Source organism: Auraticoccus monumenti (assembly GCF_900101785.1).
Classification (GTDB): domain Bacteria; phylum Actinomycetota; class Actinomycetes; order Propionibacteriales; family Propionibacteriaceae; genus Auraticoccus; species Auraticoccus monumenti.
Genome location: NZ_LT629688.1, coordinates 1,738,550 through 1,756,818, shown reverse-complemented (window position 1 = coordinate 1,756,818; position 18,269 = coordinate 1,738,550). Strand labels below are relative to the sequence as shown.

General features: G+C 71.1%; 27 protein-coding genes. 1 reads left to right on the top strand and 26 read right to left on the bottom strand.

The features are described 5' to 3' along the window. The 26 genes from BLT52_RS08120 to BLT52_RS07995 form a co-directional block, all read right to left on the bottom strand. On the bottom strand, positions 1-2,391 hold the full coding sequence (locus tag BLT52_RS08120) for a glycosyltransferase (protein ID WP_172804011.1): 2,391 nt from the start codon (positions 2,389-2,391) through the stop codon (positions 1-3). Next, positions 2,388-3,203, bottom strand: coding sequence for a type I methionyl aminopeptidase (gene map, locus BLT52_RS08115; protein WP_090596471.1), 816 nt, complete (start codon positions 3,201-3,203; stop codon positions 2,388-2,390). The genes BLT52_RS08120 and map overlap by 4 nt, the downstream gene beginning before the upstream one ends. Before the next feature lie 2 nt (positions 3,204-3,205). Continuing rightward, a complete protein-coding gene (locus tag BLT52_RS08110; RefSeq protein WP_172804010.1) occupies positions 3,206-3,772 on the bottom strand; it encodes an adenylate kinase in 567 nt (188 codons plus the stop codon). Between the two features lie 64 nt (positions 3,773-3,836). Beyond that, the gene (secY, locus tag BLT52_RS08105; RefSeq protein WP_090592258.1) at positions 3,837-5,144 is read right to left on the bottom strand and encodes a preprotein translocase subunit SecY; all 1,308 of its coding nucleotides are present in this window, start codon (positions 5,142-5,144) and stop codon (positions 3,837-3,839) included. A gap of 278 nt (positions 5,145-5,422) precedes the next feature. After that, positions 5,423-5,863, bottom strand: a complete 441-nt coding sequence (gene rplO / locus BLT52_RS08100; protein WP_090592256.1) for a 50S ribosomal protein L15 — start codon at positions 5,861-5,863, stop codon at positions 5,423-5,425. A gap of 1 nt (position 5,864) precedes the next feature. Beyond that, positions 5,865-6,047 carry a 50S ribosomal protein L30 gene (gene rpmD, locus BLT52_RS08095; protein ID WP_090592254.1) on the bottom strand — a complete coding sequence of 61 codons (183 nt, stop codon included), beginning with the start codon at positions 6,045-6,047 and terminating at the stop codon, positions 5,865-5,867. Continuing rightward, entirely contained in the window at positions 6,047-6,646 is a 600-nt protein-coding gene (gene rpsE / locus BLT52_RS08090) for a 30S ribosomal protein S5 (RefSeq protein WP_090592252.1), read from the bottom strand. The genes rpmD and rpsE overlap by 1 nt, the downstream gene beginning before the upstream one ends. A 29-nt stretch (positions 6,647-6,675) precedes the next feature. Next, positions 6,676-7,059, bottom strand: a complete 384-nt coding sequence (gene rplR / locus BLT52_RS08085) for a 50S ribosomal protein L18 (protein WP_090592250.1) — start codon at positions 7,057-7,059, stop codon at positions 6,676-6,678. 2 nt (positions 7,060-7,061) lie between these two features. Then, positions 7,062-7,604, bottom strand: a complete 543-nt coding sequence (gene rplF, locus BLT52_RS08080) for a 50S ribosomal protein L6 (protein ID WP_090592248.1) — start codon at positions 7,602-7,604, stop codon at positions 7,062-7,064. Between the two features lie 27 nt (positions 7,605-7,631). After that, positions 7,632-8,039, bottom strand: a complete 408-nt coding sequence (rpsH, locus tag BLT52_RS08075) for a 30S ribosomal protein S8 (RefSeq protein WP_090592247.1) — start codon at positions 8,037-8,039, stop codon at positions 7,632-7,634. Between the two features lie 91 nt (positions 8,040-8,130). Beyond that, positions 8,131-8,316: a type Z 30S ribosomal protein S14 gene (locus BLT52_RS08070; RefSeq protein ID WP_090592244.1), complete on the bottom strand. Its 186-nt coding sequence runs from the start codon at positions 8,314-8,316 to the stop codon at positions 8,131-8,133. A 4-nt stretch (positions 8,317-8,320) separates the two neighbouring features. Continuing rightward, entirely contained in the window at positions 8,321-8,956 is a 636-nt protein-coding gene (rplE, locus tag BLT52_RS08065) for a 50S ribosomal protein L5 (protein WP_090592242.1), read from the bottom strand. Position 8,957: 1 nt separating this feature from the next. Then, complete coding sequence (gene rplX / locus BLT52_RS08060; protein ID WP_090592240.1) at positions 8,958-9,338, bottom strand: 50S ribosomal protein L24; 381 nt, start codon at positions 9,336-9,338, stop codon at positions 8,958-8,960. Next, the gene (gene rplN, locus BLT52_RS08055) at positions 9,339-9,707 is read right to left on the bottom strand and encodes a 50S ribosomal protein L14 (RefSeq protein WP_090592238.1); all 369 of its coding nucleotides are present in this window, start codon (positions 9,705-9,707) and stop codon (positions 9,339-9,341) included. A gap of 85 nt (positions 9,708-9,792) precedes the next feature. Beyond that, a complete protein-coding gene (rpsQ, locus tag BLT52_RS08050) occupies positions 9,793-10,080 on the bottom strand; it encodes a 30S ribosomal protein S17 (RefSeq protein WP_090592235.1) in 288 nt (95 codons plus the stop codon). A 2-nt stretch (positions 10,081-10,082) separates the two neighbouring features. Then, positions 10,083-10,343 (bottom strand): 50S ribosomal protein L29, encoded by a 261-nt coding sequence (gene rpmC, locus BLT52_RS08045; RefSeq protein WP_090592233.1) that lies wholly within the window; start codon positions 10,341-10,343, stop codon positions 10,083-10,085. Beyond that, positions 10,343-10,762, bottom strand: a complete 420-nt coding sequence (gene rplP / locus BLT52_RS08040; RefSeq protein ID WP_090592231.1) for a 50S ribosomal protein L16 — start codon at positions 10,760-10,762, stop codon at positions 10,343-10,345. Before rplP ends, rpmC begins: the two co-directional genes overlap by 1 nt. Positions 10,763-10,766: 4 nt before the next feature. Continuing rightward, entirely contained in the window at positions 10,767-11,573 is an 807-nt protein-coding gene (rpsC, locus tag BLT52_RS08035) for a 30S ribosomal protein S3 (RefSeq protein WP_090592229.1), read from the bottom strand. Positions 11,574-11,575: 2 nt separating this feature from the next. Continuing rightward, entirely contained in the window at positions 11,576-12,004 is a 429-nt protein-coding gene (rplV, locus tag BLT52_RS08030) for a 50S ribosomal protein L22 (RefSeq protein ID WP_090592227.1), read from the bottom strand. A gap of 32 nt (positions 12,005-12,036) precedes the next feature. Further along, positions 12,037-12,318, bottom strand: a complete 282-nt coding sequence (gene rpsS, locus BLT52_RS08025; RefSeq protein ID WP_090592225.1) for a 30S ribosomal protein S19 — start codon at positions 12,316-12,318, stop codon at positions 12,037-12,039. Between the two features lie 16 nt (positions 12,319-12,334). Next, positions 12,335-13,171, bottom strand: a complete 837-nt coding sequence (gene rplB / locus BLT52_RS08020; protein WP_090592222.1) for a 50S ribosomal protein L2 — start codon at positions 13,169-13,171, stop codon at positions 12,335-12,337. A gap of 91 nt (positions 13,172-13,262) precedes the next feature. Then, positions 13,263-13,574, bottom strand: a complete 312-nt coding sequence (gene rplW / locus BLT52_RS08015) for a 50S ribosomal protein L23 (protein ID WP_172804009.1) — start codon at positions 13,572-13,574, stop codon at positions 13,263-13,265. After that, positions 13,571-14,284 carry a 50S ribosomal protein L4 gene (gene rplD, locus BLT52_RS08010; RefSeq protein WP_090592221.1) on the bottom strand — a complete coding sequence of 238 codons (714 nt, stop codon included), beginning with the start codon at positions 14,282-14,284 and terminating at the stop codon, positions 13,571-13,573. Before rplD ends, rplW begins: the two co-directional genes overlap by 4 nt. Continuing rightward, positions 14,281-14,937 (bottom strand): 50S ribosomal protein L3, encoded by a 657-nt coding sequence (rplC, locus tag BLT52_RS08005; protein ID WP_090592219.1) that lies wholly within the window; start codon positions 14,935-14,937, stop codon positions 14,281-14,283. Before rplC ends, rplD begins: the two co-directional genes overlap by 4 nt. Before the next feature lie 14 nt (positions 14,938-14,951). Next, complete coding sequence (gene rpsJ, locus BLT52_RS08000) at positions 14,952-15,260, bottom strand: 30S ribosomal protein S10 (RefSeq protein WP_090592218.1); 309 nt, start codon at positions 15,258-15,260, stop codon at positions 14,952-14,954. A 725-nt stretch (positions 15,261-15,985) separates the two neighbouring features. Next, positions 15,986-16,933, bottom strand: a complete 948-nt coding sequence (locus tag BLT52_RS07995) for a ribonuclease HI family protein (RefSeq protein ID WP_090592215.1) — start codon at positions 16,931-16,933, stop codon at positions 15,986-15,988. Between the two features lie 312 nt (positions 16,934-17,245). On the opposite strand from BLT52_RS07995, the gene BLT52_RS07990 reads away from it, so the two are divergent. After that, positions 17,246-18,262, top strand: coding sequence for a Gfo/Idh/MocA family protein (locus BLT52_RS07990; protein WP_090592214.1), 1,017 nt, complete (start codon positions 17,246-17,248; stop codon positions 18,260-18,262). The last annotated feature ends 7 nt before the right edge of the window (positions 18,263-18,269 follow it).

Below are 18,269 nucleotides of genomic sequence, written 5' to 3'. Positions count from 1 at the left end.
TCAGGTGTGGATGGCCGCGTCGAACTCGGCCAGCACCTCCGCGTCGTAGGCCTCGGGGTCCAGCGGGACGACCTCGACCTGGCCGCGCGCCACCGCCAGCATGCCCCGGGCCAGCGCCCCGGCGGTGCGGTCCACCAGCAACCCGGCTTCGGGCGGCACCGCCGCGGCCGCGGAGCCGAAGCGGGTGCTGACCACCGGCAGCCCCAGCACCCGGGCCTCGAGCACCACCATCGGCTGGCCCTCGTAGTCGCTGGACACCACCAGGCAGTCGGCGGCGGCCATCAGCGCCCAGGGGTTGTCGACCAGCCCGGTGAAGGTGACCGCCCCGGCCAGGGCGAGCCGGGCCGCGGTGCGCTCCAGCTCCGCCCGGAGCGGTCCGTCCCCCACCACCACCAGCCGGCTGTCGGGTCGCTCGGCGTGCACCAGGGCGAAGGCGTGCAGCAGCCGGTCGTGGTTCTTCTCCGGCGACAGCCGGCCCACGCTGAGGAAGGTGGTGACGTCCTCGAGGCGGGGCGGGGCGGCCAGCGCCCCCTCCCGCACCCGCTCGGCGTCGATGACGTTGCGGGCGGCCAGGAAGGGGGTGCCGCCGGCCAGGTGACCGAGCGCCCCCCGGTTCACCTCGGCCAGGGCGGGTGAGACCGAGACCAGCGCGGCGAGGTCGGGGTAGAGCCGGAAGGTGCCGCCGAGGGTGTGCCGCAGCGGGTGCCGGCCTCCCACCTCCCGCTCGGCGTCGGCGGCCACGTCGTTGTGCTGCCACAGCGCCACCGGGCGACCCGACCCGAGCAGCACCGAGGTCCAGTAGGCGGAGTAGCCGCTGAGGTCGACCACGCGGTCGAAGCGGCCCTCCCCGGCCAGGCGCCGCCACTCCAGCTCCCACCAGCGCCGGTCGTCCGCCCACCGTCGTCCGGTGCGGTTGGCGCGGACGTCGACCGCCCGCAGCACCACCCGCAGCATCGCCTGCCGGCGGGGCAGCCAGCGGACCTGCTCCGGCAGCCGCCCGGCGTTGGCGCGGCGGGCCGGGTCGGTGGGCGGCGGGCAGGTGACCGTCACGTCGTAGCGGTCGTGGTCGAGGGCCTGCAGCAGGTTGAGCGCCGAGCTGGTCATCCCGTTGGGGAGCAGCTGCCCGACGTGCACGAGCAGGGTCTCCCGGCCGTCGTCGAAGCCGCGGCGGACGTCCCGGCCCTCCTCCCGGCCGCGGAAGACCACGTCCACCACCCGCTCGGTCGCGCCCCCGTCCTCGCGGGGGGCGAAGCGCCGGGCGGCCGCGGCCACCGCCGCCTCGTGACCGGTGCGCCCGTCCCGGAGCAGGCCGCCCAGCTGGGCGGCGAGCTCGTCGAGGGTGCGCGACACCGGCCCGGGGAGCTCCTCGGGGGCCAGGTAGGCCCCGCGCCGGTCGGTGTAGTCGGCCAGGTCGGGCAGGTGGAAGAGCACCGGGCGCTGCAGCGGCAGGTAGTCGAAGAACAGCGAGGACCAGTCCGAGACGAGGACGTCGGTGAGGGCGAGCACCGCGTTGCTGGGGACCTCGGCGGGCACCAGGCAGCCGGCCAGGACCGGGTCGGCGGCCAGCTGGTCCTGCACCGACTGGTGTGCGCGCAGCAGCACCACGTGGTCCTCGCCTGCCACCTCGCGGAGCCGCTCCACGGTGGCCCGCACCCGGGCCGTGTCCGCCTCGGGCCGCTCGAACGACCCACCTCGCCAGGTCGGGGCGTAGAGCACCACCGGGCGCGACCCGAGCGCCAGCCCGGAGTCCTCCAGCCGGGCCCGGAGCCCGGCGACGTCGGTGCTCCACTGGCGGTCGGTGCGCGGGTACCCCTCGGTCACCACGGCACCGGTGAACACGTTGCGCAGCCGGTAGCCGTCGAGGTACATCCGCTCGGTCATGTGCTCGCTGGTGGAGAGCAGGTAGTCCGCGGAGAGGAAGTTGCGGACGATGTTGTCGGAGGCCTCGCGCCCGCCGGGCACGTGGTAGCCCATCGCCTTCAGCGGGGTGCCGTGCCAGGTGTTGAGGTAGGTCTGCCCCGGGCGCTTGACGAAGGAGGGCCCGAAGGTGGCGTTGTTGACCAGCCAGCCCGCCGACTGCAGCTCCTCCCAGTACCGTGCGGAGCCGTGCTCGACCAGCTCCACCGCCGGGCCGGGCCCCAGCGCGGCGACGGCCGCGGCGTGGCGGGCGGGATCGCGGACGGCCCAGACGTGGCGCAGGTGCTGCAGGTCCGGCGCGGCCCGCAGCCCGGTGAAGAGGGCCTCGGGGTTGCACAGCAGGCCGGCGCCGCCGAAGGCCTCGTAGAGGACCGTGTCGCGCCGCACCGGACGACGGAGGCCGCGCAGGTAGCCGGCCAGCCGGGCGGCCGTGCGCAGGCCCTCGCCCACCCGCGCCACCCGGGGTGCGCTCACCGGCCCAGCGCGCTGACGCCCTCGTCGGGCTCGGTCAGCACCCGGACGCCGTCGGGGGTGGCGGTGACCATGGCCTCCCAGTGGCAGGCCGGGGACCCGTCCCGGGTGGCGACCGTCCAGCCGTCCTCCAGCTCGACGGTGGCCGCGTCGCCCAGGGTCAGCATGGGCTCGATGCACAGCACCATGCCCTCGACCACCCGGGGACCGCGCCCGGCGCGCCCGGTGTTGGGGACGTCGGGGGCCATGTGCATGGCCGAGCCGATGCCGTGACCGGTGTAGTCGGCGACGATGCCGTAGCGGTGCGGCTCGGCCTCGACGCTGGCCTGCACGGCCGCGGAGACGTCCCCGACCCGGCCGCCCAGCCGCAGCGCGGCGATCCCGGCCCACATGGCTCGGCGGGTGGCCTCGGACAGCCGCACGAGCTCGGGCGGGGCCTCCCCCACGAGCACGGTGCGGGCGGCGTCGGCGTGCCAGCCGTCCACCACGGCGCCGCAGTCGATCGAGAGCAGGTCCCCCTCGGCGAGCACCCGGTCACCCGGGACCCCGTGGACGACCTCCTCGTTCACGCTGAGGCAGACCACGCCGGTGAAGCCGCCACGGCCCTGCCGGTCGGCGCCGTAGTGCAGGAAGTTCGACGTCGCCCCGTGACCCGCGATGACCTCGGCGGCCACGGCGTCCAGCTCGGCGGTGGTCACGCCGGGTCGCACGGCGGCGGCCACCGCGGTGAGGGCGGCGTCGACCACCAGGCCGGCGCTGCGCATCCGCTCGACCTGCTCAGGTGTCTTGAGCTCGATCCGCTCCCGTCCGAACACCGTCAGCGGGCGTCGAGGCCGGCGGCGATCCGCTCGCCCACCTCGTCGACGCCGCCGAGCCCGTCGACCTCGACCAGCAGGCCTCGGTCGCGGTAGACGTCGAGCAGCGGCGCGGTCTCGGCGGCGTAGGTGGCCTGCCGGACGCGGATCGCCTCCTCGGTGTCGTCCTCGCGGCCGTCGGTGTGGGCCCGCTTGAGCAGCCGGGTGACCAGCTCGTCGGTGTCGGCCCGGAGCACGATGACGGCGTCCAGGGCCTGCTGGCGGTCGGCGAGCAGGGCGTCCAGCGCCTCGACCTGACCCAGGGTGCGGGGGTAGCCGTCGAGCAGGAAGCCCTCGCGGGCGTCGGGCTCGCCGAGCCGGTCGGCCACGATGGCGTTGGTCACGTCGTCGCCGACGTAGCCGCCCTCGGCCATGATCCGCTTGACCTCCAGGCCCAGCGGGGTGCCCTGGCTGACGTTGGCACGGAAGATGTCACCGGTGGAGACGGCCGGGATGGAGTACCGCTCGGCGATCCCCTTGGCCTGGGTGCCCTTGCCCGCCCCCGGCGGACCCATGATCAGCATCCTCATGCGCGTGCGCTCCTCGTGTCGGGACGCTCCCCCACGCCGGGGAGCCTCGTGTCAGCGGTCCGGCTCACCGGAGGAACCCCTCGTAGTTCCGCTGCTGCAGCTGGCTCTCGATCTGCTTCACCGTGTCCAGGCCGACCCCGACGATGATGAGCAGCGAGGTGCCGCCGAAGGGGAAGTTCTGGTTCGCGTTCAGCAGGATGAAGGCCAGCGAGGGCAGCAGCGCGATCAGACCGAGGTAGATGGAGCCGGGCAGCGTCAGGCGGCTGAGCACGAAGGAGAGGTAGTTCTCGGTCGGCTTGCCCGCCCGGATGCCGGGGATGAACCCGCCGTACTTGGCCATGTTCTCGGCCACGTCCTGCGGGTTGAAGGTGATGGCCACGTAGAAGTAGGCGAAGGCGATGATCAGCAGGAACTGGGTGACCATGTAGATCGGGTGGCCACCGGTGACGAAGTACTGCTGGATCCAGCTGGAGACCGCGCTCTCGGGGCGGAACTGGGAGTACAGCACCGGGATGTACATCATCGACGAGGCGAAGATGACCGGGATGACACCGGCCTGGTTCACCTTGAGCGGGATGTAGGTGGTGGTGCCGCCGAGCATGCGCCCGCCGACCATCTTCTTGGCGTACTGGACCGGGATCCGGCGCTGGCCCTGCTCCATGAAGATGACCGCGGCCATCACGACCAGGCCGACGGCGATCACCATCAGCAGCACGATCCAGCCGCTGGGGCCGGGGCGGGCGGTCTTGATGGACCACAGCGCGGTCGGGAAGGTGGCGGCGATCTGGGTGAAGATCATCACCGACATGCCGTTGCCGACGCCGCGCTCGGTGATGAGCTCGCCCAGCCACATCACGACACCGGTGCCGGCGGTCATCGTCAGCACCATCACGACGACCGGGAAGACGTCCTTGCTGTAGACGATGCCCGGGCAGCCCTGGAACAGCTGGTCGTTGACGGCCAGCGTGACGAAGGCGGTCGAGTTGAGGACGGCCAGCACGAGGGTCAGGTAGCGCGTGTACTGGGTGATCTTGGCGGTGCCGGACTGGCCCTCCTTCTTGAGGGCCTCCAGCCGCGGGATCACCACCGTCAGCAGCTGCAGGATGATGCTCGCGGTGATGTAGGGCATGATCCCCAGCGCGAAGATGGCCAGCTGGAGCAGCGCGCCACCGGAGAACAGGTTGATCAGCGAGTAGAGACCCGCCTGCTCACCGGTCTCGGCGAGGCGGCGGCACTGGTCCACCTGCTGGATGTTCACGTTCGGGACCGGCACGACCGAGCCCACCCGGAAGATCGCGACGATCATCAGGGTGAACAGGATCTTCTTGCGCAGGTCGGCTGTCCTGAACGCGTTGACGAAGGCGGAAAGCACGCGCCTGCCCTCTCTCTCGCTGGTCGTGGCCGGGTGATCGCCCTCAGGCAACCGTCAGACCCTATCAAGGCCCGCAGACCACCCCCACCGTCCAGCGCGGGCCGGTCGGTGGGTCACGCGGTGCGGGATGCGAAGCGGGGGCGGCTCCCTGAGGAGCACGCCCCCGCCGTGTGGTGTGCGTGCCGGACGCGCTGGCGTCCGGCGTCGGCCGACCCTGGTGGGGTCGGACCGGCTCCCGGTGCGACCGGGGCCGTGGTGGCCCTCCGTCGCAGCCGGGGTCAGAGCTGAGTCGTGCTGCCGCCCGCTGCCGCGATCTTGTCCTTGGCCGAGCCGGAGAACGCGTGGGCGCTCACCTGCACCGCCACGGAGATCTCGCCGCTGCCGAGCACCTTGACGAGCTGACCGTCACGGACGGCCCCCTTGGCGACCAGCTCGGCGACGCCGACCTGCCCACCCTCGGGGAACAGCCCCTCGATCCGGTCCAGGTTCACGACCTGGTACTCGGTGCGGAACGGGTTCTTGAACCCGCGCAGCTTCGGGGTGCGCATGTGCAGGGGCATCTGCCCACCCTCGAAGTTCTCCGGGGTGTTCTTGCGCGCGCCGGTGCCCTTGGTGCCGCGACCGGCGGTCTTGCCCTTGGAGCCCTCACCGCGACCCACGCGGGTCTTCGCGGTCTTGGCTCCGGGGGCCGGACGAAGGTGATGGACCTTGAGTGCCATGTCAGTCGACCTCCTCGACGGTGACGAGGTGGATCACCGTGGTGATCATGCCTCGGATCTCGGGACGGTCCTGCTGCTCGACCGAGTGGCCGATGCGCTTCAGCCCGAGGCTGCGCAGGGTGTCCCGCTGGTTCTGCTTGCACCCGATCTCGGACCGGGTCTGGGTGACCTTGAGCGTGGGCATCAGGACGCCACCTCCGCACGGGCGCGGAGCAGCGCGGCCGGGGCCACGTCCTCCACGCGCTTGCCACGGCGCGCCGCGACCTGCTCCGGCTGCTCGAGCATCTTGAGCGCGACGACGGTCGCGTGCACCACGTTGATGGAGTTCGAGGACCCCAGCGACTTGGCGAGCACGTCGTGCACGCCGGCGCACTCGAGCACGGCGCGGCAGGCGCCGCCCGCGATCACACCGGTACCGGGCGAGGCCGGGCGCAGCATGACCACACCGGCGGCCTTCTCACCCTGCACGGGGTGCGGGATGGTGCCCTGGATGCGGGGGACGCGGAAGAAGTTCTTCTTCGCCTCCTCCACGCCCTTGGCGATCGCCGCGGGCACCTCCTTGGCCTTGCCGTAGCCCACACCCACCATGCCCTCGCCGTCACCGACGACGACCAGCGCGGTGAAGCTGAACCGGCGACCACCCTTCACGACCTTGGCCACGCGGTTGATGTCGACCACGCGCTCCAGGTACTGGTTCTTGTCCTGCGCCTGGCCACGACCACCGTCACGGCCACGACGGTCACCACCTGCACCGCCGCCAGTGCGGCGCTGGGTTCCACTCATCGCATTACCTTCCGTTTCTCAGTCGTCGATCAGAAGCCGAGGCCGGCTTCACGGGCGCCCTCGGCCAGAGCCGCGACACGTCCGTGGTACTTGTTGCCGGCCCGGTCCAGGACGACCTGGGTGACCCCGGCCGCCTTCGCCCGCTCGGCCACCAGCGCGCCGACCTGCTTGGCCTTGGCCGACTTGTCGCCCTCGGCGGTGCGGAGGTCGGCCTCCATCGTCGACGCCGAGGCCAGCGTGCGGCCCTGGGTGTCGTCGATGACCTGGACGAACAGGTGCTTCGCCGAGCGGGAGACCACCAGACGAGGACGGTCGGCAGCCCCGAAGATCTTCTTGCGGCCGCGGACCTGACGGCGCAGACGCGCCCGGGTCCTGGTCGCGGTGCCCTTGTGGGCGGACAGGGAGATACCCATCGTCACTTACCAGCCTTTCCGACCTTGCGGCGGACGATCTCGCCCGCGTAGCGCACGCCCTTGCCCTTGTAGGGCTCGGGCTTGCGGATCTTGCGGATGCGCGCGGCGGTCTCGCCGACCGCCTGCTTGTCGATGCCGATCACCGAGAACCGAGTCGCCGTCTCGACGTTGAAGGTGATCCCCTCGGGGGCCTGCACCGTCACCGGGTGGCTGAAGCCGAGGTTGAACTCCAGCTGGGTCGGGCCCTTGGAGATGACGCGGTACCCGACGCCGACGATCTCGAGCTTCTTCTCGTAGCCCTCGGTGACGCCGGTGACCATGTTGGACACCAGGGTCCGGGTCAGACCGTGCAGCGACTTGGCGGTGCGCTCGTCGTTGGGACGGCTCACCTCGATCTCGCCGGACTCCGCACGGGCGACCGTGATCGGGGCGGCGACGGCGTGGGACAGGGTGCCCTTGGGGCCCTTGACCTGGACCAGCTGGCCGTCGAGGGAGACCTCGACGCCGCTGGGGACGGGGATCGGCAGCTTACCGATGCGTGACATGTACGTGCTCCTTCGGCTCTGTCTCGATCACCAGACGTAGGCGAGGACTTCGCCGCCCACGCTCTTGGACTTGGCGGTGCGGTCGGTCACCAGGCCCTGGGAGGTCGAGATGATCGCGATGCCCATGCCACCCAGCACCTTCGGCAGCGCGGTCGACTTGGCGTAGACCCGCAGACCCGGCTTGGAGATCCGGCGGATGCCGGCGAGCGAGCGCTCGCGGTTCTGGCCGTACTTCAGGGTCAGGGTCAGGGTCTTGCCCACCTCGCCCTCGCTGGGCTCGCGCACGTCGAAGGAGGAGATGTAGCCCTCCTCGGTCAGGATCTCGGCGATCCCCACCTTGATCTTGCTGTGCGGCATGGAGGTGGTGTCGTGGTACGCCTGGTTGGCGTTGCGCAGACGGGTCAGCATGTCTGCGATCGGGTCGGTCATGGTCATGGCTGAGGAGCCTCTTTCTCGCCGTGGTTTCCGGTGGGTCGGTGCCCGGCCCGGACCTTCAGCGCCTGATCAGTTGGACGGAGGTGGGTGGTCACCAGGAGGACTTGGTGACACCCGGGAGCTCGCCGGCGTGGGCCAGCTCGCGGACGCAGATGCGGCACAGACCGAACTTGCGGAACACGGCGCGGGGCCGGCCGCAGCGCTGGCAGCGGGTGTAGCCGCGGACGGCGAACTTCGGCGTGCGAGCCTGCTTGACCCTGAGACCTGTCTTGGCCATCTGTTCACTTCCTCCGTGCGAAGGCCGGGCCCTTGGCGCGAGCCTTGGCCGGCTTCGGGTTGTCGTTGAAGGGGAAGCCCAGGTGCTTCAGCAGCGCCCGGCCCTCCTCGTCGTTCGTCGCGCTGGTCACGAAGGTGATGTCCATGCCCCGGACCCGGTCGATCCGGTCCTGGTCGATCTCGTGGAACATCACCTGCTCGCTCAGGCCGAACGTGTAGTTGCCCAGACCGTCGAACTGGTGGGGGTTGAGCCCACGGAAGTCGCGGATGCGGGGCAGCGCGAGGGAGATCAGCCGGTCGGCGAACTCCCACATGCGGCGGTTGCGGAGGGTGACGTGGCAGCCGATGGCCTGGCCCTCACGCAGCTTGAACTGCGCGATGGACTTGCGGGCCTTCGTCACCTGCGGCTTCTGGCCGGTGATCGTGGTGAGGTCCTTGATGGCCCCGTCGATCACCTTGGAGTCGCGCGCGGCGTCACCCACACCCATGTTCACCACGACCTTGACCAGGCCGGGGATCTGCATGACGTTGGCGTAGGAGAACTCCTCCTGCAGCGCCGGCACGATCGCGTCGCGGTAGCGCTGCTGCAGGCGAGGGAGCGCCTGCTGCTCGGTGGTGCTGGTGGAGGTGTCGACAGACATCTCAGATCTCCTTGCCGGTCTTGCGGGCGATCCGCACGGAGCGGAAACCCTGGTACTCGGTCCCGTCCGGACGCTTCTTCATGACCTCGTCGCGGCGGTAGCCGACCCGGGTGACGACCTCGTTGCCGGCGTCGTCCTTGACCACGAGCTGGACGTTCGACACGTGCACGGGCGCCTCGGAGGCGATGATCCCGCCCTCGGTGCGGCGTCCGGCCTGGGTCTGGCTCTCTCGGCGGTGGCGCTTGACCACGTTCACGCCCTCGACCGTCACCTTCTGGCGGTTCGGGTCCACGGCGATGATCTCCCCGACCAGGCCCTTGTCCTTGCCGGCGACCACCTTGACGCGGTCACCCTTCTTGACGTGCAGGTTCTGCTGTGCCATTCAGATCACCTCCGGGGCGAGCGACACGATGCGCATGAACTTCTTCTCACGCAGCTCACGGCCGACGGGGCCGAAGATGCGGGTACCACGGGGCTCGCCGTCGGCCTTGAGGATGACGGCGGCGTTCTCGTCGAACTTGATGTACGAGCCGTCCGGGCGCCGGCGCTCCTTGACGGTGCGCACGATGACCGCCTTGACGACGTCACCCTTCTTGACGTTGCCACCGGGGATGGCGTCCTTGACCGTGGCCACGATGGTGTCCCCGATGCCTGCGTAGCGGCGGCCGGAGCCACCGAGCACACGGATGCAGAGGATCTCCTTCGCACCCGTGTTGTCGGCGACCTTGAGTCGCGCCTCCTGCTGGATCATTGTCTATCTCCTGGTTGTCGCACTGGTTCCCTCCCCGCTGCACGAGCAGGGCCTGGTGGAACGGATGGGTCTGGGTGGGTGGGGCTTACTTCGCCCGCTCGACGATCTTGGTGAGCCGCCAGCGCTTGGTGGCCGACAGCGGGCGGGTCTCCATGACCTGCACGCGGTCGCCGACACCGGCGGTGTTCTCCTCGTCGTGGGCCTTCAGCCGCTCGGAGGTCCGCATGACCTTGCCGTACAGCTTGTGCTTGACGCGGTCCTCGACCAGGACGGTGATGGTCTTGTCCATCTTGTCGCTGACGACGATGCCCTCACGCACCTTGCGGGCGGAGCGCACGGTCTGCGCGGTCTCGGTGTTCGTGGTGTCGCTCATGCTCAGGCCTTCTCGGTCGCGGTGGCTTCGGTGTCGGCGTCCAGCTCCGGGTCGCTGACGATGCCGAGGTTGCGCTCCTGGATCACCGTGTAGATCCGGGCGATGTCCTTGCGGACGGCGCGGAGCCGGCCGTGCGACTCGAGCTGACCGGTGGCGGCCTGGAAGCGGAGCGTGAACAGCTCCTCCTTCAGCTCGCGCACCTGCTTGTTCAGCGCCTCACGGCTCAGTCCACGCAGCTCGGTGGCGTTGTTAGCGGTCGCCATCAGTTCTCACCTGCCTCACGCCGGATGAAGCGGGCCTTCATCGGCAACTTGTGGATGGCCAGACGCATGGCCTCGCGGGCCACGGTCTCGTCGACGCCGGACAGCTCGAAGAGCACGCGTCCGGGGTGGATGTTGGCCACCCACCACTCCGGGGAGCCCTTGCCCGAACCCATGCGGGTCTCGGCGGGCTTCTTGGTCAGCGGGCGGTCGGGGTAGACGTTGATCCACACCTTCCCGCCTCGCTTGATGTGACGGGTCATCGCGATACGCGCGGACTCGATCTGGCGGTTGGTGACGTAGGCGCCCTCAAGGGCCTGGATGCCGAAGTCACCGAAGGCGAGCTCCGTCCCGCCCTTGGCAGCACCGGTCCGCTTGGGGTGGTGCTGCTTGCGGAACCGGACTCGACGAGGGATCAGCATGCGATCACGCTCCTGCGTTCTCGGTGGCGGGTGCAGCCTGCGGTGCGTCGGCTGCGTCGGCGCGACGGCGTCCGCCGCGCTCGGGACGGTCGCTGCGGGCCGGACGGCGCTCGCCGGCGCGCTGGGTGCGCGGGCGGCCGGGGGCCTTCTGGCGGGCGGCCTTCTGGGCGGCGCGCTCGGCGCGGGTGCCGGAGACGTCGCCCTTGTAGATCCAGACCTTGACGCCGATGCGGCCGAAGGTGGTCCGGGCCTCGAAGAAGCCGTAGTCGATGTCGGCGCGCAGCGTGTGCAGCGGCACCTGACCGTCGTGGTAGGACTCCGAGCGGCTCATCTCGGCACCACCCAGACGACCGGAGCAGCGGACCCGGATCCCCTTCACGCCGGAGCGCATGGTGGTCTGCAGGGCCTTGCGCATGGCACGGCGGAAGGCGACGCGCGAGCTCAGCTGCTCGGCCACGCCCTGGGCCACCAGCTGGGCGTCGGTCTCGGGGTTCTTCACCTCGAGGATGTTCAGCTGGACCTGCTTGCCGGTCAGCTTCTCCAGGTGACCGCGCACGCGCTCGGCCTCGGCGCCGTTGCGGCCGATGACGATGCCCGGGCGAGCGGCGTAGAGGAAGATGGTGACGCGCTCGGAGCGGCGCTCCACCTCCACCGAGGAGATGCCGGCGCGCTCGAGGGTCTTGGTCAGGTAGTCCCTGATCTTGACGTCCTCGCCCACGTAGGCGGAGTACTGCTTGTCGGCGTACCACCGGGTGGTGTGGTCGGTGGTGATGCCGAGGCGGAAGCCGTTCGGGTTGACCTTCTGACCCATGCTCAGGCCTCCTTGCTGGTGCGGGGCGTGGTGGTCGCCTGCGAGCGGGGCTCGACGACGACGGTGATGTGGCTGCCCCGCTTGAGGATGCGCGAGGCCGAGCCCTTGGCACGCGGACGGATCCGGCGCATGGTGACGCCCTCGTCCACGTAGGCCTGGCTGACGAACAGGTCGTCGCTCTTCAGGTTCTCGGTGTTCTCGGCGTTGGCGACCGCGCTGGCCACCACCTTGTAGACGGGCTCGCTGGCGGCCTGCGGCGCGAACTGCAGGACGGTCAGGGCCTCGGCGACGTCCATGCCGCGGACCAGGTCGACCACACGGCGGACCTTGGTCGGCGACATCCGGATGTGGCGGGCGATCGCGTACGAACCGGGACGGTCACCGAGCAGGGCTGCACGCCGCGAGGGGCGGACCTTCTCTGAGGTGCTCATGTCTCTTTCCTTGTCTGGTGCTCGTCCCCGCGTCAGCGGCGGCGAGCCTTCCGGTCGTCCTTCACGTGGCCCCTGAAGGTGCGCGTGGGCGCGAACTCCCCGAGCTTGTGACCCACCATCGCGTCACTGACGAAGACCGGGACGTGCTTGCGGCCGTCGTGCACCGCGATGGTGTGGCCGATCATGTCCGGGACGATCATCGAACGACGCGACCAGGTCTTGATCACGTTCTTGGTGCCCTTCGTGTTCTGAGCCTCGACCTTCTTGGCGAGGTGGTCGTCGACGAAGGGGCCCTTCTTCAAGCTGCGTGGCATTTCCCAGAACTCCTGATCAGCGCTTCTTGCCGGACTTGCGGCGACGGATGATGAGGCGGCTGCTCGCCTTGTTGGCGTCGCGGGTACGACCCTCGGGCTTGCCCCACGGGCTCACCGGGTGGCGACCACCGGAGGTCTTGCCCTCACCACCACCGTGCGGGTGGTCGATCGGGTTCATGGCCACACCGCGGACGGTCGGGCGCTTGCCCTTCCAGCGGTTGCGGCCGGCCTTGCCCCAGTTGATGTTGGACTGCTCGGCGTTGCCGACCGCACCGACCGTGGCGCGGCAGCGGACGTCGACCAGGCGCATCTCGCCCGAGGGCATCCGCAGCGTGGCGGTGCGGCCCTCACGGGCCACCAGCTGGATGGACGCGCCGGCCGAGCGGCCGATCTTGGCGCCCCCGCCGGGACGCAGCTCCACCGCGTGCACCGTGGTGCCGACGGGGATGTTGCGCAGCGGCAGGTTGTTGCCGGGCTTGATGTCGGCGCCCTCGCCGGCCTCCACCACGGTGCCCTGGGCCACGTTCAGCGGGGCGATGATGTAGCGCTTCTCCCCGTCGGCGTAGTGCAGCAGCGCCAGGCGGGCGGTGCGGTTCGGGTCGTACTCGATGTGCGCGACCTTGGCCGGCACGCCGTCCTTGTCGTAGCGCTTGAAGTCCACCAGGCGGTAGGCCTGCTTGTGGCCCCCACCGATGTGACGGGTCGTGATGCGGCCGGTGTTGTTGCGTCCACCCGACTTGGGGTTGGGGCGCAACAGGGACTTCTCCGGCGTCGACCGGGTCAGCTCGACGAAGTCGGCAACCGACGAGCCACGGCGGCCCGGCGTTGTCGGCTTGTGCTTACGGATACCCATAGGTCTTTTCGTCCTTGTCTTGAGTCTGTCCCGGGTGCTGGACCCGGCACGGTGGTGTCGTCTGCGGATCGCTCCGAGCGCCCTGGGGCGCTCAGGCGGAGGTGCCGCCGAAGATGTCGATGCGCTGACCCTCGGCCACCGTCACGATGGCCCGCTTGGTGTCGGGCCGCTTGCCCGTGCCGTAGCGGGTGCGGCGGGTCTTCCCGCGGCGGTTCATCGTGTTGACGCTGGTGACCTTGACCCCGAACACCTTCTCCACGGCGATCTTGATCTCGGTCTTGTTCGCCTGCGGGTCGACCAGGAACGTGTACTCGTTCTGGTCGAGCAGGGCGTAGCTCTTCTCGCTCACCACGGGTGCCAGCAGCACGTCGCGGTGGTCGCGGATCTTCAGGCTCTCGGTCACTGCTGCTCCTCGGAGTCGGCGAGCTCGGCGTTCATGGGCTCCTCGATCTCGCTCTCGCGGGCCACGACCTCGGCGCCACCACGGGCCACCGGACCGTTGGAGAAGGACTCCAGGGCGGTCGCGCTGAAGACCACGGCGTCGTTGCAGAGCACGTCGTAGGCATTCAGCTGGTCCACGGCCAGCGCGTGCACGTGGGGCACGTTGCGCAGGCTCAGCCAGGCGACGTCCTCGTCACGGTGCAGCACGACCAGGGTCTTGACCTGGCCGGCGACCGCGGTGATCGCGGCCAGCGCCTGCCGGGTGCTCGGCGTCTCCCCCGCCACCAGCTCGGTGACCACGTGGACCTTGCCGTCGCGGGCGCGGTCGCTGAGCGCGCCGCGGAGGGCGGCGGCGATCATCTTCTTGGGGGTGCGCTGGCCGTACCCGTGCGGGGTCGGCCCGTGGGCCACGCCACCACCGGTCCAGATCGGGGAGCGGCGCGAGCCGTGCCGGGCGCGGCCGGTGCCCTTCTGGCGCCACGGCTTCGCGCCACCACCACGCACCTCGGCGCGGGTCTTGGCGGAGTGGGTGCCCTGGCGGGCGGCGGCCAGCTGGGCCACCACGACCTGGTGGATCAGCGGGATGTTGACCTGGACGTCGAACAGCTCGGCCGGCAGGTCGGTGCTGCCGGACTTCTGGCCGCTCGCGTCGACGATGTCGATGGTGCTCACGCGACATCTCCCTTCTTGGCAGCGCTGCGCAGCACGACGAGGCCGCCCTTGGCCCCGGGCACGGCGCCCTTGACCAGGATCAGACCGCGCTCGGCGTCGACAGCGTGGACGGACAGGTTCTGCACGGTGACCTTCTCGACACCCATGCGACCGGCCATCCGCATGCCCTTGAACACGCGGCCGGGGGTGGCGCAGCCGCCGATCGAGCCGGGCGAGCGGTGCTTGCGGTGCACACCGTGGGTGGCGCGCAGACCGTGGAACCCGTGGCGCTTCATCACACCGGCGGTGCCCTTGCCCCGGCTCACACCGGTGACGTCGATGACGTCGGCGGCGGCGAACGTGTCGGCGCCGACCTCCTGGCCGAGGGTGTACTCGCTCGCGTCGCTGGTGCGGAGCTCGACCAGGTGCTTGCGTGGGGTCACGCCGGCAGCGGCGAAGTGGCCGCCGGACGGCTTGGTGACCTTCTTGGCCTTGATCGCGCCGAACCCGAGCTGGACGGCGGAGTAGCCGTCGGTCTCGGGCGAGCGGACCTGGGTGACCACGCAGGGGCCGGCCTGGATCACGGTGACGGGGACGACCCTGTTGTTCTCGTCCCACAGCTGGGTCATGCCGAGCTTGGTGCCCAGCAGCCCCTTCAACTTTCGTTCACTCATGGTGCGTCAGTCCCTCAGAGCTTGATCTCGATGTCGACACCCGCGGGGAGGTCGAGCCGCATCAGCGAGTCGACGGTCTTCGGGGTGGGGTCGATGATGTCGATCAGCCGCTTGTGCGTGCGCATCTCGAAGTGCTCGCGGCTGTCCTTGTACTTGTGGGGAGAACGAATCACGCAGTAGACGTTCTTCTCCGTCGGCAGCGGCACGGGGCCGGCGACGGTGGCGCCAGTACGGGTGACCGTGTCGACGATGGTGCGCGCCGAGGAGTCGATGACCTCGTGGTCATAGGCCTTGAGCCTGATGCGGATCTTTTGTCCCGCCACAGTTCGTCCTCACTATCCGTCCTGCAGTGTCAGCCGCTCACGGCGAGCGACCGCTGTCCCTGTTCCCGACCCACGCGGTCGGGCGTGTCGCGCATTCGGCACACACAGCAGGGCTAGATTTCTCTTGCCTGGTTGTGGCGCCCGGCACGACGGCCCGGCCTCGCTCGGATCTCTCGGTTCGGCGCGCGCACCGTCGTGACGGCACAGCACACCCCGGCGACCACGTCGGAGCAACCCGGCAATACTGTCAGAGATCCCCAGCCAGGCCAAATCCTGTGGCCTCGGAGATGACGCCCGGGTGCGTCGCCCGCTCCGCCGGGGTGGACGGGTCGACCGACCCCGGCACGGATGCGTCGACCAGCAGCCGCCCGTGCTGGAGCGGCCAGCGCGAGGCGTCGACGTCCAGGGGAGCTCGGCCTGCTGGCTGAGGCCTGTGCTCAGGCCAGGGCGGCCACGGGCCAGGCGCCGCCCGGCAGCGCGGGGTTCTGCTCCACCTGACGGGCCAGGGCCGCCTGCTTCTCCTTCATCAGGGTGCCGCGTGGGCCTGCCCGGCGGGGCCCGTTCCAGCCCTCGTCGGCCAGCAGCGCCTGGGCGCCGGGCCGGGTCGGGCCGTCCTGGCCACGTTGACCGTCTCCGCCCAGCGCTGGGTGACCACCAGCTGGGCCTGGGTGCCTCCTCGTCACCCCCGAGAGCAGGACGGCAGGAGGTCAGCGGGCGCCGACCGCTCAGGCCTCGGCGGTGCCCTGGTGGAACCGCTGGCGCCACCCCGAGGGGCCGAGGGTCCAGACCGAGCTGCGGAGCGCGGGCACCGACTCCGAGCCGCTGCGCCACAGCAGCAGCATGGTGGCGGCGTCGATCCTCGACACCTCGATGACCTCCAGGCCGACCCGCTCGCCCGGCTCGCGGCCCAGCCGGTCGATCATCTCCGCCCGACCCCAGAGCCGGCCCGAGCGCCCGACCTCGCGCCAGTGCGGGTGGAGCAGCTGCTCCAGCCGTTCGGCGTCGACGCGGACCCGGGGGTCGAGCAGCTCCCGTTCCAGGGCCACCACGACCTCCTCGTCGGTGGGGTCCGTGGCCGGGAACAGGGCGTCGTCCTCCGGCTCGGGCTCGACCGGCCCTCCTCCCCCGGCGGCTGGGGTGGCGACACGCGGTGAGCCGTCGACGACGTCCACCACCTGTGTGCGGGCAGCCCAGGTGGCGAGCCCCGGGCCGTTCTCCGGCGGCGTCCCGCGCTGGTAGGCGGTGGCGGCGGCGCGCGCGCGGGCGTCGGCGGCCTCGTTCATGGCGTGGCCGGCGTGGCCCTTCACCCACTCGAAGCGCACCGTGCGGCCCTGCAGGGCGGCGTCCAGCTCCCGCAGCAGGTCCTGGTTCAGCACCGGCTTGCCGTCGGCCTTCTTCCAGCCGCGCCGCTTCCAGCCCGGCATCCACTCCGTGACGGCCTTGATCACGTAGGTGCTGTCGCAGAGGACGTCCAGCTCGACGTCGAGGGAGGCGCTGGAGCGGAGCAGGTCCAGCACGGCCATCAGCTCGCCCATGTTGTTGGTGCCGTGCGGCCAGCCGCCGGCCGCCCAGGTGTCGTCGTCGACGTACCAGGCCCAGCCGGCCGGGCCCGGGTTCCCCAGCGCGGAGCCGTCGGCAGCGGCCACCAGGGTGGGGGGTCGGACGTCGCTCACGGGGCTCCTCGGGTAGCTCGGGGGTGCGGCGCCACCCTAGCGAGGGCGCCGCCGGAGCGCCGACGCCTCGTCCTCGCCTCCCGGGTCAGCGGGCTCTCCCTGCGACCGCCGCCGGTGGGGCGACGGTCGCCGGCCGCTGCTGAGGAGAACCCGTCCCCACGACCTCCACACTGACGCCCGCTGACCCGCGGGGCAGGCTGCGGCTGGTGCTGGGCTGCCTGCACCGCCCCGTCGCCCGGACGGACACCGCCGTGGCGGAGGGCAGCGCGCGTGCTCCCCGGATCGCGACCACGGGGTCGATACCGTGGCCGCGTGGACACAGTGCGGTGGGGCATCATCGGGGTCGGCGACGTGACCGAGCGGAAGAGCGGACCGGCCTTCCAGCAGGCCGAGCGCTCGCAGCTGGTGGCGGTGATGCGGCGTGACGCCGCCCGGGCCGAGGACTGGGCCCGGCGCCACGGGGTGGGCCGCTGGTACTCCGACGCCGACGCCCTGATCGCCGACCCGGAGGTGGACGCGGTCTACGTCGCCACCCCACCGGACTCCCACGCCGACTACGCGGCCCGGGTCGCGGCCGCGGGCAAGCCGGTCTACGTCGAGAAGCCGATGGCCCGCACCGCGGCCGAGTGCCAGGACATGGTCGCCGCCGCCGAGGGCGCCGGGGTGGGTCTCTTCGTCGCCTACTACCGCCGGGCGCTCCCCCGGTTCCGGGCCGTGGCCGGGCTGCTGGCCGAGGGCCGCATCGGGCAGCCGCGCTCGGTGCTGGTGCGGACCCAGCAGCCGGCCCGCGTCGGGGGCGAGCTGCCGTGGCGCGAGCGTCCCGAGGTGGGCGGTGGCGGGCACTTCGTCGACCTCGCCTCCCACACCCTGGACCTGCTGGACTGGCTGTTCGGCCCGGTCACCACGGTCACCGGCTCGGCCACCACGCGTCCCGACCGCGACCCCGACCGGCCGACCCCGAGGGCCGAGGACCAGGTGGTGGCCACCTTCGAGCTCGGCGGCGGGGTCCGCGGGGTCGGGCTGTGGGACTTCGACGCGGCGGTCCGGGTGGACGAGGTCGAGCTCGTCGGCGACGGCGGCAGCCTGGTCTTCTCCTGCTTCGGCACCGAGCCGCTGCGGCTGGTCACCAGCGGGGGGACCGAGGAGATCGAGACCGAGCAGCCCACCACGGTGCAGCTGCCTCTGGTGCAGTCGGTGGTGGACGAGCTGACCGGGCACGGGACCTGCCCCAGCACCGGTCGCACGGCGAGCAGGACCGCGGGGGTGGTGGACACCCTGCTGGCCGGGCACCGCCAGGCTGAGGCCGCCCGCGTCGCGGCCCTCGTCTGAGAGCCCG

Bases quoted from the DNA above. Each gene is read 5' to 3' on its own strand.
- BLT52_RS08110 (WP_172804010.1), bottom strand. From the start codon at position 3,772: ATGAGGATGCTGATCATGGGTCCGCCGGGGGCGGGCAAGGGCACCCAG.
- rplO (WP_090592256.1), bottom strand. From the start codon at position 5,863: ATGGCACTCAAGGTCCATCACCTTCGTCCGGCCCCCGGAGCCAAGACC.
- rpmD (WP_090592254.1), bottom strand. From the start codon at position 6,047: ATGCCCACGCTCAAGGTCACCCAGACCCGGTCCGAGATCGGGTGCAAG.
- rpsE (WP_090592252.1), bottom strand. From the start codon at position 6,646: ATGAGTGGAACCCAGCGCCGCACTGGCGGCGGTGCAGGTGGTGACCGT.
- rplR (WP_090592250.1), bottom strand. From the start codon at position 7,059: ATGGGTATCTCCCTGTCCGCCCACAAGGGCACCGCGACCAGGACCCGG.
- rplF (WP_090592248.1), bottom strand. From the start codon at position 7,604: ATGTCACGCATCGGTAAGCTGCCGATCCCCGTCCCCAGCGGCGTCGAG.
- rpsH (WP_090592247.1), bottom strand. From the start codon at position 8,039: ATGACCATGACCGACCCGATCGCAGACATGCTGACCCGTCTGCGCAAC.
- BLT52_RS08070 (WP_090592244.1), bottom strand. From the start codon at position 8,316: ATGGCCAAGACAGGTCTCAGGGTCAAGCAGGCTCGCACGCCGAAGTTC.
- rplE (WP_090592242.1), bottom strand. From the start codon at position 8,956: ATGTCTGTCGACACCTCCACCAGCACCACCGAGCAGCAGGCGCTCCCT.
- rplX (WP_090592240.1), bottom strand. From the start codon at position 9,338: ATGGCACAGCAGAACCTGCACGTCAAGAAGGGTGACCGCGTCAAGGTG.
- rplN (WP_090592238.1), bottom strand. From the start codon at position 9,707: ATGATCCAGCAGGAGGCGCGACTCAAGGTCGCCGACAACACGGGTGCG.
- rpsQ (WP_090592235.1), bottom strand. From the start codon at position 10,080: ATGAGCGACACCACGAACACCGAGACCGCGCAGACCGTGCGCTCCGCC.
- rpmC (WP_090592233.1), bottom strand. From the start codon at position 10,343: ATGGCGACCGCTAACAACGCCACCGAGCTGCGTGGACTGAGCCGTGAG.
- rplP (WP_090592231.1), bottom strand. From the start codon at position 10,762: ATGCTGATCCCTCGTCGAGTCCGGTTCCGCAAGCAGCACCACCCCAAG.
- rpsC (WP_090592229.1), bottom strand. From the start codon at position 11,573: ATGGGTCAGAAGGTCAACCCGAACGGCTTCCGCCTCGGCATCACCACC.
- rplV (WP_090592227.1), bottom strand. From the start codon at position 12,004: ATGAGCACCTCAGAGAAGGTCCGCCCCTCGCGGCGTGCAGCCCTGCTC.
- rpsS (WP_090592225.1), bottom strand. From the start codon at position 12,318: ATGCCACGCAGCTTGAAGAAGGGCCCCTTCGTCGACGACCACCTCGCC.
- rplB (WP_090592222.1), bottom strand. From the start codon at position 13,171: ATGGGTATCCGTAAGCACAAGCCGACAACGCCGGGCCGCCGTGGCTCG.
- rplC (WP_090592219.1), bottom strand. From the start codon at position 14,937: ATGAGTGAACGAAAGTTGAAGGGGCTGCTGGGCACCAAGCTCGGCATG.